A 12,204-nucleotide genomic window follows, 5' to 3' on the forward strand; every position below is an offset into this window, starting at 1 on the left:
AGGCCGTCATCAGCCGCCATCATCGGACTGGCCGGTCTCGGCCGGAGCGCGGTGCATGCTCGTTGTTCGGTACCGGTGACGGAGTTCGGGCTTTCAGTCGGGGGTTGCCTGTCCGATTCGGCTGTTCGGCGAGCGCGTCCCGATGCTCACGATCCCGTATTTCCCGTATTTCATTCGGTGATCCGCGGGTGAGGCCGAGATCCAGCGTTGCAGCGGCTCCTCGCTCCTCGGGTGTCGATGAGCCCGGGGCGGCTGTCGTCGGTGGCCTGCTGCGGGACAGGCCCTCCGAGGTCCGCCGTGGACCAGGACCACGCCCTGGCGGAAGCGCGGGCCGACCATCCGCGACCGTGCCCGACGCTCTCCGAGATGATCGCGGCGACCATTCCGCTCGACGATCGCCTCGAGGGGCGGTTGCCCGTCCGGCCCGGTCCAGGCTCGATCGAGAGATCCGGTGCACAGCCCGGGGCGTGATGTCGGACGAGTGCACCGCCCTCCCGAGAATCCGGCAACCCACCGGATCACCCCGGTGTGCTCGCCCTGACGCCGTCGAGGTCCTCGGCGGTCAGCCGGGTGAGGTCCGCGGTGGAGGTGTCCGGTGAGACCGACAGCCGTGAGGCCTGCTGGTCCACCATCCGCTCGAAGGTCTTGCGTGCGGTCCGGCCGTTGCCGAAGGCGCCGTCCTTGGGCAGCGCCTCGAAGTGCTCGAGCAGCGCGTCGGCGGCGTTCTCCTCGAGTTGGTAGTCGTGCTTGGCGCACTCCTGGCGCACGATCGTGACCAGTTCCTCGGCGGTGTAGTTGGTGAACTCGATGGTCCGGCTGAAGCGGGACTCCAGCCCGGGGTTGGTGGCCAGGAACTCGCGCATCTCCTCGGAGTGGCCCGCCACGATCACCACCACCTCGTCCCGGTGGTCCTCCATCAGTTTGACCAGGGTGTCGATGGCCTCCTTGCCGAAGTCCGGCCCGGAACCACCGGAGGAGCTGCTCAGCGTGTAGGCCTCGTCGAGGAGGAGCACGCCACCGAGCGCCTTGTTGAACTCCTCGGTGGTCTTGATCGCGGTCCCGCCGACGATGTCGGCGACCAGGTCGGCGCGGGAGACCTCGACCAGGTGCCCGGAGGTGGGCACGCCCAACTCGGCCAGCACCGCGCCGTAGAGCCGGGCCACATCGCCCACAGTGAGCGATCATGACGCTACGGCGAGCCGCGGCGCCGTGCCGGTCGCCGCCGTGGACGCGGTGATGGGTGTGGTTTCGGCGCCGGGGTCGCTCGGGCTCGTGTCGAGCCGTTCAGCCGGGGGCGCGGCAGAGCACCTCGCCGTGCGGGAGGGCGAGCCAGCCGTCGGGGTGCCGCGCCCACTCGCTCCAGGCCGCCGAGATCGCGACCAGTTCCTCGCGGTTGGCGTGACCGCCTGACACGGCCTGCTCGGCGATGCGCGAGTCCAGGATCCGCTCCGCCCACATCTCGCCCCACCACGCGCGCTCCTCGGGAGTGGCGTGGCACCAGATCGACGCGCTCGGAGTCACCTCGTCCGCCCCTGCGGCGCGCGCCCAGGCCAGCAGCCGCCGCCCGGCGTCCGGCTCGGTGCCGTTGGCCCGCGCCACCGATCGGTACACCTCCTGCCAGCGGTCCAGCCTCTCGTCGGCGGGCCACCAGATCGCTCCGGCGTAGTCGGTGTCGCGGGCGGCGACGACCCCGCCGGGGCGAACGACCCGCAGCATCTCCCGGAGAGCGCCCACCGGATCGGTCAGGTGCAGCAGCACCTGGTGCGCGTGCACCACGTCGAAGGTGTCGTCGTCGAAGTCCAGCTCGTGGACGTCGCCCCGGCGGAACTCCACGTTGTCGGTCCTCGCCGCCGCGGCGGTCGCACGTGCCTGGGCCAGCACCGACTCGCCCGGGTCCACGCCCACCACACGGCCGGGCGTCACCCGCCCGGCGAGGTCGACCGTGATCGTTCCGGGGCCGCAGCCCACGTCGAGCACGGCCTGTCCCGGCCGGAGTCGTTCGACCAGGTAAGCGGCGGAGTTGTCCACTCTTCGCCAGCGCTGTGAGCGAATCACGCTTTCGGCGTGGCCCTGGCCGTAGTCCTGGTCGGAAGTCTGCACCGCTGATCCTCCCCGCCGCGCCGTGGTGGTACCGCTGCTCGGATGTCGGGATCCGCCACGTTTTTCTCATTATTTGGGTGATTCAGTTCATTTTGTGGGAAATATTAGGGGGAGCGCCGCGACCGCCACAAGTAGCCGCCCACGATCACACGGCGGTGTCGTGGGAAGAACCGGCTCGCCGCGGAAGCACGACAGCGGTCAGCGGGCTCGCGTGTGGTGCGATTTCGCGGGCGAGCCGAGCGGTTCCTCTACTACTCTTCCGGTGTGGACCCGTCGTGGGCGCAGGAGACGTTCACTCCCTACGGCGTCTCCCACTGGGCTCTCCTCGGGGTGGCGGCGGTAGGGGCGGGGCTGCTCGTCCGTGCCGGACGCCGACAGCGCGGAACGCGCTCGGGGGTGCTGTTCGCCAGGGCGTTCGCGTTGCTGCTGGGGCTGTTCGCGGTGGCGATGCAGATCTACCGGCTCCTGCCGCCGCAGTGGGACATCGCTGTCTCGCTGCCGTTGCACCTGTCCGACTTCACCTGGCTCGTGGCGGTTTGCGCGTTGTGGACGCGGTGGCAGTGGGCGTACTCGCTGACGTACTACTGGGGTCTCACGCTCAACCCGCAGGCCATGATCACTCCGGCGCTGGACGCGCCGGGGTTTCCGCACGTCGACTTCGTCGACTTCTGGACCCAGCACGTCCTCGTGGTCTGGGCGGCCATCTACCTGACCTGGGGACTGGGGTCGCGTCCCGACTGGCGGAGCCTGGCGACCGCCGCCGTCGTCACGATCGCCTGGGGGGTGTCCGTGTTCGGGTTCAACCTGGTCACCGGGGCGAACTACGGCTTCCTCAACGCCAAGCCCGACAATCCCTCGCTGCTGGACGTCATGGGGCCGTGGCCGTGGTACCTCGCCGTCGAGTTCGCGGTGGGGATCGCCGCGTGGGCGTTGATCACGTGGCCGTGGACGCGCTCGGCCGGGCGGTCGACGCGGCGAGCCCGGGCCACACCGGCGAGGTGATCGCCACTTGGAGCCCGTTGTCCGAGTCGGGGCCGTTCGCTTGACGATTCGACCGATGGCGCCCCGACACAGGTGGCAGAGCCCAGCCGCCGAAAATGTCACTGACAGACATCGGTCGTTCAGCGACGAACGATATCGGGCGGCGGAAGGAGCGGCCACGACGGCTCTGCCGGGCTTGCGGACCTGGTTGAACGAGAACCTGCCCACCTCGCTCGCGCCCGCGGGCACCGTGCCGGCGATGGCTCCCCGCTCACGAGGCGCCCGGGGTGAGTGGCTCGCTGCGGGAACGGCGGAAGGGCGGTCGTCGACCGCGGGTGATCGAGGGGCGGTGGTGCCCGGAATCAAGTCCGGCCGGGTTCGGCGGTCGTCCGCGGGGGGAAGAGCCCTTTCAGCATGTCCGAGATGGTGACCACCCCGATCGTTCGTTCGGGGGTTCGGACGAGGGCCAGTTGGGTGCTGGTCCGGCGCATCCGGGAGAGGGCGTCGAGGACGGTGGTGTCCGGGGCCAGTTCGGAGCAGCCGCGGACGAGCCCGTCGAGGGATCGCTCGGGGGCGGTGGTGAGGGTGTCGCGGACGTGCACCAGACCGCCGGGTTCCTCGGGGGTGCCCACGAGGATCCGCAGGTGTCCGGACCGCCGGCTGGCGGCCTGCACGTCGGCCACGGTGGCCGTGCTCGGTACGGAGGCGATCGGTTCCTCGCCGGTGAGGTCACCGATCCGCAGCCGGGTCAGTTCGAGCGCGCCGGCGAGCTGGTCGGAGGACCAGGAGTCGAGGTCACCGCTCTCGGCGGAGTGCCGCACGAGTTGGCGCAGTTCGTCGGGGTTCTGCTCGATCGCGACCTCGTCGACCGGCTGCACCCCGACGGCCTCGACGAGTTTGTTCGCGGCGTTGTTGAGCAGCATCAGCACGGGGCGGAACAGCCACATGAAGCCGCGCATGGGGAAGGCGAGCAGGACGGCCGAGCGCTCGGGGTGCGCGATCGCCCACGACTTGGGCGCCATCTCTCCCACCACCAGGTGCAGGAAGGTCACCAGCAGCAGCGCTAGGACGAACGCCATCGCGCCGCCGAGCCAGTGGGGCAGGCCGAGTGCGATGAGCACGGGGGCCAGGGCGTGTTCCACGGCCGGTTCGGTGATCGCGCCCAGTGCCAGGGTGCAGGCGGTGATGCCGAGCTGGCAGCCTGCGAGCAGGACCGAGATCTCCGAGGTGCTGCGCAGGGCTGCCCGGGCCGCGCGGCTCGTGGTCGCCTGTTCCTCCAGACGGGTCCGGCGCGCGCCGATGGTGGCGAACTCGATCGAGACGAAGACCGCGCTGGCCGCGATGATCGCGATGGTGGTCAGGATGGCCGTCCAGGGGCCGTGCATCAGGACTCCTCGTGGCCGGGATCGGTCGGCTGGCCGTCAGCCGTTGCCGAGTTCTCGTTCGGGGTGCTCTCGAGCAGCTCCAGCGTCAGGAGCGCGGGCACGTGCTGCTCGATCTCGGTGACGGTGGCGCGCAGCACCCGGTCCGGTGGGTGTTCCTGGTGAGCGAGTTCGACCGGATCGCCCGGAAGCCCGATGTCGACCACCGTGTTCTCGTCGGGCAGCGTTCCGTGGCTGGCGATGACGAGGCCGGAGACGGTCTCGTAGTCCCCGCGGGGGAGGACGTGGGCGAGCTCGCGTTCGACCTCGTCGAGCGGGGCGTCACCCCGGACCCACCACTGCTCGCCGTCGTCGCCGGCGAGCAGGTGGGGTTGTTCGTCGACGTCGTGTTCGTCGGTGAGCTCGCCGACCAGTTCCTCGGCCAGGTCCTCGACCGTGACGATGCCTGCGAAACCGCCGTACTCGTCGACTGCGCAGGCCAGCTTGCCCCGGGACTCCGTCATCGCGGTGACCGCCTCGGGCAGTGACATCAGCGTGGGGATGACAGTGGCGGGGCGGGCGACCTCGGTGACCGGGCGCTCGTCGGCCTTCGCGCCCTCGGCGACCGCGTCCAGGACGTCGACCAGGTGCACGACGCCCTCGATCCTCCCGTCGTCGTTGAGCACCGGATACCGGGAGTGCCCCCGGCTCATGGTCTCGCGTACCTCGGCGAGCGTGACATCGTCGCCGAGCACGTCCACGCGGGAGCGAGGCACGAGAGCGTGCTCGACGTCCCGGTCCGGAAAGTCCAGCACTCGGTCCAGCAGCAGGGAGAGTTCGGCGGGAAGTTCTCCGGCCTGGCGGGAGGCGGCTACGATTCGTTGCAGGTCACGCGGGCTGGCCGCGTGCTCGACGTCGTGCACCGGCTCGATCCGCAGCAACCGCAGCAGTCCGGCCGAGGCCCGGTCGAAGAACCAGATCAACCAGCCGGCCAGGCGCAGGTACAGCACCGTCGAGGCCGATAACCACCGTGCGAGTTGATGGGGTCGGGCGATGGCGAGGTTCTTGGGGAACAGCTCGCCGAAGAGCATCTGCACGAAGGTGGACACCACCAGCACCCCGACGGTGCCGATCGCGATGCCGGTGGTCGTGGACACCCCCGTGGTCCCGAGAAGCGTTCCCACGGCGTTGCCGACCAGCGGCTCGGCCACGTAGCCGACCAGCAAACCGGTCACGGTGATGCCCAGCTGGGCGCCGGACAGCATGAAGGACGTCCGACGGGTCACCCGCAGCATCCGCCCGGCGACCCGGTCACCCTGTTCGGCCTGGGCCTCCAGCCGTGCCCGGTCGACGGTGATGAAGGCGAACTCCTGGGCGACGAAGTACCCGTTGGCCGCGATGATCACGGCGATCAGCAGCAGACCGCCGAGCAGGGAGAGAGCCAGTACCACGCGACCATTGTGCCGAATGCCCGATTCTGGCGGGTAGGTCGGTACCCGGGTGAGAGACGAGCGCGGTCCGACCCGCGGACACATCCTGGCAGTGGGAGCGCTGTCGGCCGATCTCCCGGTTTGCCGGCTACAGTCAACCGTCGGCTACGCGTGCCTCAGGCCCGTCGACCGTCGCGACCCGACCGGAAGAGCGTCGCAGTGTCCTGTTGCGGGCGTAGAGCGGTTCATGCATAGCCTGGCCTGCGTTGCGCGACGTGGGAAGACCACGCGCATCACCGTCGCGAGCCCGCACACCTGGCGGGCTATCGATCCGATGCGGCGCCGGTTGAACCGTCTACTCCGAACCGGCTGTGGGTTGTGGGGAGCCGACATCACCTGTGTCTCCCCGTGGTCGCGGTGGGGATACGTAGCCGTTCGTGCTCGAGACCTACGCCCACCACATCCGAACCTGCTCGCTACCACGAGCAATGACACGACGCAGCGGCCGAGACAATCAACGGGCTGCGCAGGATCGGATCACGGAAACCCTGGTTGCGCCGCTGTCCCAGGTCGAACTCGTCACCACCGAACGGGTTGATCGGGGCAGCTTCCGACGCCTCCACCAGCGATGCGGCGATATCCTGGTAGTCGAAACCGAAGCCGCCAACTACGGTCACGACCGGCCCCCACCACACCGCAAAGCCGACACACCGGTAAGTCCCCGGGCACCGTCGGGGCGGGCTCACAGGTGGGCGACCTACGGTCACCCCCGTCGGGGTCGGCGCGCACACTGAAACGTTGGAACACGGTACGAATACTGAGGTGATGGTGACGAATGACTCTGACGAACGGTAGGACCGATCTGACCGCCGAGGAGCGCAAAGCCGAGATCATCGATACGTTCGTCGAGGCGTTCGGCGACATGATCCGGGCCGATCCGGACGCGTTCCGCAAGAAGTTCCGCAAGATGTCCGACAACCCGTTCGCCTTCTACCGCGGCGCGGCGTGCCTCTTCTACCGCGACATGGGCGGCGCGGCCGATCTGTGGGTCGACGAGCGCACTTCTCGGGTGTGGGTCCACGGGGATCTGCATGCGGAGAACTTCGGTACGTACATGGACTCGGCCGGTCAGCTGGTCTTCGACGTCGTGGACTTCGACGAGGCCTACCTGGGACATTTCACGTGGGACATCAAGCGGTTCTGTACGAGCGTGGCGTTGTTGGCGCGGCGCAAGGCCGTCTCCGACGCTGACATCGAAGAACTCATCGAAACCTACGTACGTGCCTACTTGCGCTTGGTTCACGCGTTTCATGAGGGTGCCCGCGACGAAGAGGCGTTCAAGCTCCACCTGAGCAACACCGACGGCGCCGTGCGCGACGTACTGCTCGACGCCAAGATGAACACCCGCATCGCCCTGTTGGAGGAAGCCACCGTCGTCGAGGAATACGAGCGGCACTTCAGGTCCGGTAGAGGTGTGCGCCGTCTCGACGAGGCCGAATACGCCGAGGTGCTGTCCGCGTTCAACAAGTATCTGGACACAATTCCGGAGCACAAGCGGTTCCGCAATGTCAATTATCAGGTCAAGGACATCGTGGGCCGCAAGGGATTCGGCATCGGCTCGGCTGGTCTGCCCGCCTACAACATCCTGGTTGAGGGGCCGACCGAGGCGCTGGAAAACGACGTCATCCTGTCACTGAAACAGGGCAACGTGGCCGAACCCAGCCGCATCGTGCACGATCAGAAAATCCGTGACTACTTCGTCCACCACGGGCACCGCACCGCCGTGTCCCAACGGGCGCTGCAAGCTCACGCCGACCCATGGCTGGGCCACACCGAACTCAATGGAACCGGCTATGTCGTCTCCGAACTCTCCCCCCACGTCAAGGAACTCGACTGGTCCGACCTCACCGAACCAGCCGAAATGCGACCTGTCATCAACTATCTCGGTCAAGCCACTGCGGGGATGCACTGCATCTCCGACATCGACTCCGATCAGACCCTGGTCGACTTCCAGAGCGAGCAGGCCATCATGAACGCCATCGGTAGCGACGAGGACGCTTTTGTCGCCGACATGGTCCAATTCGCGCAGAACTACGCCCAGCAGACTCGTCACGATCGCGAGTTGTTCGTCGACGCTTTCCGCAACGGCAACATCCCCGGCCTCGAATCCGCCACCGCAGGGGGCTGACTGAGGTTTTCCGGTCAGTTGTTGGTGGGCGCGGACTTCTCCGTCGTAGCAGTGGCGTTGAAACGGTCATGTCGTCCCGGCGCCGGCGAGGAAGGCCCCGGCATTGTGTAGTGACTCCCGATGTCGGGGCTTCCGCGGCCGGCGCAAGCGGGAGGTTTCCGCTCATCAGAACCACCCACGATAGGGGGAACGGAATACTTCGATCACGCCCGAACGCGCCGGTTGCTGGTGGGCGGGGTCGGATCGTGACGCGTTGGACCGACGCCCCCGGGTGACGGTGCGTGGGGCTTTGGCTGACAAGTGGTTGGCGGTGTCGAGGCACTGCCAACCGAGCTTCCTCGTCGTCGGTGTCTCGTGGCTGTGGGCGAGAGGTGGTGTCAGAGCTGGTCGCGACACCACCGTGATGAGCGGCTGGTTGGTCACTCCTCTTCCATTTCTTCTTCCATGTCGGCCATTTCTTCCTCCATCTCTTCCATCTGTTCGTCCTCGTCGCCGTCGAGCATCTCTCCGACGACCATGCCGCCCACCGCACCGGCGGCCAGTCCGCCCGCACCGGCGGCGATCATCCCGCCCATACCGGGGCCGGAGCCTTCCTCCTCGTGTTCCGAGTGCCCATGGTGCTCGTGCACGTGGTGCGTGTGGATGCCGCCGCGACCGTGGATGCCGCTCGCGTGACTGGTGGCCACGGCGTCGAGCCAGCGGGTGATCTCGGCGTGCCAGTCGGTGTTGACGGCTTCCTCGTGGCTCCGGTGGATGCGACCGATGGCCTCACCCTCGGGTGTGAACAGTCCGCCTCGCTTGTCGGCCTGCAGCACGATGTCGATGCTGTCCGGGCGTGCGACGAAGGTCAGTTCGATCTCCTCGATACGTCCGGCGAACTGGGCGGGTGGGAAGAACTCGATCTCCTGGTGGAACGGCAGTTCCTGCGGGGTACCGTGGAGGTGGCCGTGTTCGATCTCGGCGTCCTTCACCCTGGCCCCCATGTCCAGCAACGTCTTGATCACCGGAAGCTGGGAGTCCAACGGTTCGACGTGGAGCGGGTCCATGTCACTCGTGTCGACAGCCTTGGCCACCGCGACCTCGGTGCTGATGCCCAGACGCATTCCGCGCAACGTTTCACCGAACACCGTCGTGATCGGTGTTTCCCACGACACGGGCATGCTGAACGGGATGGTCTGGTACTCCTCAGCCGCCAGGTGCAGATCTTCGGCGACGGTGACCTGCTGCAGTGGCATCCCCCGCTTCTCGTCGTCGCTGGTTTCCACTTCGGCCACCAGCGTCAGCACGATCCGCTGGATGTTCGTCTCGGCGCTGGCACCGCCGATCCGGACCTCACCGAAGGCGGCCCCACCCGGTCGGACCGGCTCGCTACTCAGGACGGTGTCCACCGACGGCCCGCCCACGCCGACTGCCTGCAGCATCTTCTTGAACATCACCACTCCTGTTCACTGTGATATCGAATCCGCGCCGGGCAACGTGTACCCGTTGTCAGTGGTTCCTCGTCGATCATGTGGAGTCGTCGATCGTTATCGGGTCGTAAGAAATGGGGCGTACCGGTGCGGGGGCCGCGGAGTCGTTTCGTCACAGACGATCGTGTTCTGCGCCATAAGTTCGCGGTGGTGTGTGACCTGTGGGAATCAGCTTCCCGGGCGTGCTCGTTGGGCCGAGAGGGTCGCGTTTCGTCCAGTGCGTCCCGATTCCGCGCGAGGTGAGGTAGAGGTGCATCGACTCCGCAACGGATTCAAGACCGCGGTGCTGCTGGGAGGTCTGTCGGCGCTGATTCTGCTGATCGGGCAGGTTCTCGGCGGCACTGTCGGCCTGCTGCTCGCCGCCGTGGTGGCGCTGGGACTCAACGGTGTGTCGTATTTCTACTCGGACAAGCTCGCGATCCGGGCGATGCGCGCCGAGGAGGTCGGTCCGCACCAGGCGCCGCGGCTGCATGCGATCGTGGCCGAGCTCGCCGCTACCAAACGGATGCCCATGCCTCGCCTGTATCTGAGCCCCACGGCCAATCCCAACGCGTTCGCCACCGGTCGCAACCCGTCCCACGCGGCGGTGTGTGTGACGTCGGGAATTCTGGAGGTTCTCGACGAGCGGGAGCTGCGAGGTGTGCTGGGGCACGAACTCAGTCACGTCGGTAATCGGGACATTCTGATCTCCTCGGTAGCCGCGGGGCTGGCCAGTATGATCATGATCCTGGTCAACATCGCCCAGCTGGGAGCGCTGTTCGGGTTCGGTGGTGACGAGGATGGTCCGGGGTTCCTCGAGATCATGCTCATGGCGGTGCTGGGGCCTGTCGCCGCTGGTCTGATCCAGGCCGCGATCAGTCGCTCACGGGAATACGCCGCCGATGCCTCCGGCGCGGAGGCCACCGGCGATCCGCTGGCCCTGGCCAGTGCTTTGAACAAGATCGAGCGCGTCGCTCAGGGACGCCCGTTGCCGGACAATTCCGAAACCGCTCCGGTCAGTTCGTTGATGATCGCCAATCCGTTCGTGGGCCGGGCGGTGATGCGTCTGTTTTCCACTCATCCCGACACACAGGAGCGCGTCGCCCGGTTGCGCACCATGTCCGGCGAACACCGCTGAACACGACAGTCACGAGAACTATCCCGGAGCACCTCGACAGCGGCCGTGGACGCGCCGAACAGGAGACAGGGGGCCTACGCGTTGCTGCGGTCCCGAGTGGCTGTCGAGTACGACGTCTGGAACAGCGGAGCTCCCGTCTCAGGACTCACTCGGTGTCAGCGCATCGCCCACAGCATCACCATGATCGATACCAACACATGTCCGGCGCCGAGTGCGGTGCCCAGCAGCGCTGTGGCGTCGCGGCGGTAGTGGCCACGGGTGGTCACAGAGGCCGTGCCAGAGATCACGGCGGCGACAGCACAGACCGTGCCCGCCACGACGAGCATCCAGCTCACGAGTCCCAGACACAACGCGATCGGGCCAAACCAGGCACACGGGCCGGGACGGTGCCGGGCGGGAATCCGCTGCCCTTGATTCATGCCGTCTTCTTCCGGAGGCAGGCCGTCGAGTCGGTGCTGCTCAGCGTGTCGACGAATTCCGGTGGGAACGTTGTGCCGAATTCGAGGGGCATTCGGTTTCGTGAGCGCCTTCGTTCACCGGGGCGGTATTTGCCCCACGGCGGTACCGACGCCAGATCATCGCGCTCGCGAGAACGACGGCGAGGACGGCGAACAGGATCCAGCTCGCACGTCCGAGAATGTCTTCGAGATAGGTGGCCGAGGTCCCGGCTGCCGTGCCGAGACCGATGTGCAGCAACGCCCAGCCACTCGCTCCGAGCAGTGCGGCGGGCAGAAAACGACGGAACGCCACGCCGCTCGCCCCGGCCGCCACCGGGGTCAGGGTGCGTACGACGGGCAGGAACCGGGCGGTGAACACCGCCCCACTGCCGTGGCGGCGCAGCATCGCAGCGGCACGGTCCCAGTGACCACGTCCCAGCCTGGTTACGATGCGTGTTTCCCGCATGCGGGTGCCGAAGCGGCACCCCAGCCAGTATCCGAAGCAGTCACCGGTGCACGCGCAGCCTGCGACGACGGCGACCATGCCCAGGAACTGGTCGGGTTCGGTCACGCTCGCACCGGCGATGAACAGAGCGGTTTCACCGGGGATGAGAAACCCCAGCCCGAGAGTGCACTCGCTCAGGGCCAGCATCCCGGCCAGTGCGATCACCAGCGGCCACGGAAGCTCCGTCAGGACGGTGAGCCCCTCGCCGATGTCCGGCATGCACACTCCTCGTAAACGGGGGCGGTGCCGCCACCGTACCGGCGGCGGTGCTCGTGCGCCGCAGCGATCGAGGACGCTGTGCCGGTATCCTCACCGCGAGGTGAGGCCACGACGCCAACGTGGGGATTGTCGTAGACACGGAGGTCACCGTGCCGGGCGAGGAAGATCCGAGGTTCAGTCGCGATCAGCGCGGACCCTACCGCGGTTACCGCTCCGACTCGCGACGTTCGGGCTCTCCCGCGGACGGCTGGCAGCACCAGGTCCCGGGCAACACCCCGCAGCGCTCCTCCGATCCCGACCACCATCGGTCAGGACAGGAATCGCGGCAGTGCCCCGACGACACAGCCACACGCCCTATCCAGGCCGTGTCGGCGCGCCGCACTCGGTCACGCCGGGC

At 67.5% G+C, this 12,204-nt stretch carries 10 protein-coding genes and 1 pseudogene; 3 read left to right on the forward strand and 8 right to left on the reverse strand.

Annotated features, from left to right (window positions below):
• Positions 1-518 precede the first annotated feature (518 nt).
• Positions 519-1,163 (reverse strand): annotated as a pseudogene (locus FHR84_RS03335) (AAA family ATPase); the annotation flags it as partial.
• A gap of 121 nt (positions 1,164-1,284) precedes the next feature.
• Positions 1,285-2,100: a methyltransferase domain-containing protein gene (locus FHR84_RS03340; protein ID WP_179533916.1), complete on the reverse strand. Its 816-nt coding sequence runs from the start codon at positions 2,098-2,100 to the stop codon at positions 1,285-1,287.
• Positions 2,101-2,364: 264 nt separating this feature from the next.
• On the opposite strand from FHR84_RS03340, the gene FHR84_RS03345 reads away from it, so the two are divergent.
• Positions 2,365-3,102, forward strand: coding sequence for a TMEM164-related integral membrane acyltransferase (locus FHR84_RS03345; protein ID WP_179533917.1), 738 nt, complete (start codon positions 2,365-2,367; stop codon positions 3,100-3,102).
• Positions 3,103-3,443: 341 nt separating this feature from the next.
• Here FHR84_RS03345 and FHR84_RS03350 read toward each other — a convergent pair whose 3' ends face one another.
• The 3 genes from FHR84_RS03350 to FHR84_RS03360 form a co-directional block, all read right to left on the reverse strand.
• Positions 3,444-4,466: a CNNM domain-containing protein gene (locus tag FHR84_RS03350; protein ID WP_179533918.1), complete on the reverse strand. Its 1,023-nt coding sequence runs from the start codon at positions 4,464-4,466 to the stop codon at positions 3,444-3,446.
• Positions 4,466-5,893 carry a CNNM domain-containing protein gene (locus tag FHR84_RS03355; RefSeq protein WP_179533919.1) on the reverse strand — a complete coding sequence of 476 codons (1,428 nt, stop codon included), beginning with the start codon at positions 5,891-5,893 and terminating at the stop codon, positions 4,466-4,468. Before FHR84_RS03355 ends, FHR84_RS03350 begins: the two co-directional genes overlap by 1 nt.
• Before the next feature lie 455 nt (positions 5,894-6,348).
• Positions 6,349-6,549: a hypothetical protein gene (locus tag FHR84_RS03360; RefSeq protein WP_179533920.1), complete on the reverse strand. Its 201-nt coding sequence runs from the start codon at positions 6,547-6,549 to the stop codon at positions 6,349-6,351.
• A gap of 158 nt (positions 6,550-6,707) precedes the next feature.
• On the opposite strand from FHR84_RS03360, the gene FHR84_RS03365 reads away from it, so the two are divergent.
• Positions 6,708-8,060 carry a DUF2252 domain-containing protein gene (locus tag FHR84_RS03365; protein WP_179533921.1) on the forward strand — a complete coding sequence of 451 codons (1,353 nt, stop codon included), beginning with the start codon at positions 6,708-6,710 and terminating at the stop codon, positions 8,058-8,060.
• Positions 8,061-8,479: 419 nt separating this feature from the next.
• Here the strand turns inward: FHR84_RS03365 and FHR84_RS03370 are convergent, their stop codons facing one another.
• Positions 8,480-9,493: a sporulation protein gene (locus FHR84_RS03370; RefSeq protein ID WP_179533922.1), complete on the reverse strand. Its 1,014-nt coding sequence runs from the start codon at positions 9,491-9,493 to the stop codon at positions 8,480-8,482.
• Between the two features lie 286 nt (positions 9,494-9,779).
• On the opposite strand from FHR84_RS03370, the gene FHR84_RS03375 reads away from it, so the two are divergent.
• A complete protein-coding gene (locus tag FHR84_RS03375; protein ID WP_179533923.1) occupies positions 9,780-10,646 on the forward strand; it encodes a M48 family metalloprotease in 867 nt (288 codons plus the stop codon).
• Between the two features lie 155 nt (positions 10,647-10,801).
• On the opposite strand, the gene FHR84_RS03380 is transcribed toward FHR84_RS03375, so the two are convergent.
• Positions 10,802-11,065, reverse strand: a complete 264-nt coding sequence (locus FHR84_RS03380; RefSeq protein ID WP_179533924.1) for a hypothetical protein — start codon at positions 11,063-11,065, stop codon at positions 10,802-10,804.
• A 40-nt stretch (positions 11,066-11,105) separates the two neighbouring features.
• Entirely contained in the window at positions 11,106-11,807 is a 702-nt protein-coding gene (locus FHR84_RS03385) for a DedA family protein (protein ID WP_179533925.1), read from the reverse strand.
• Between the last annotated feature and the right edge of the window lie 397 nt (positions 11,808-12,204).

It is taken from the genome of Actinopolyspora biskrensis, assembly GCF_013408175.1.
Lineage (GTDB): Bacteria > Actinomycetota > Actinomycetes > Mycobacteriales > Pseudonocardiaceae > Actinopolyspora > Actinopolyspora biskrensis.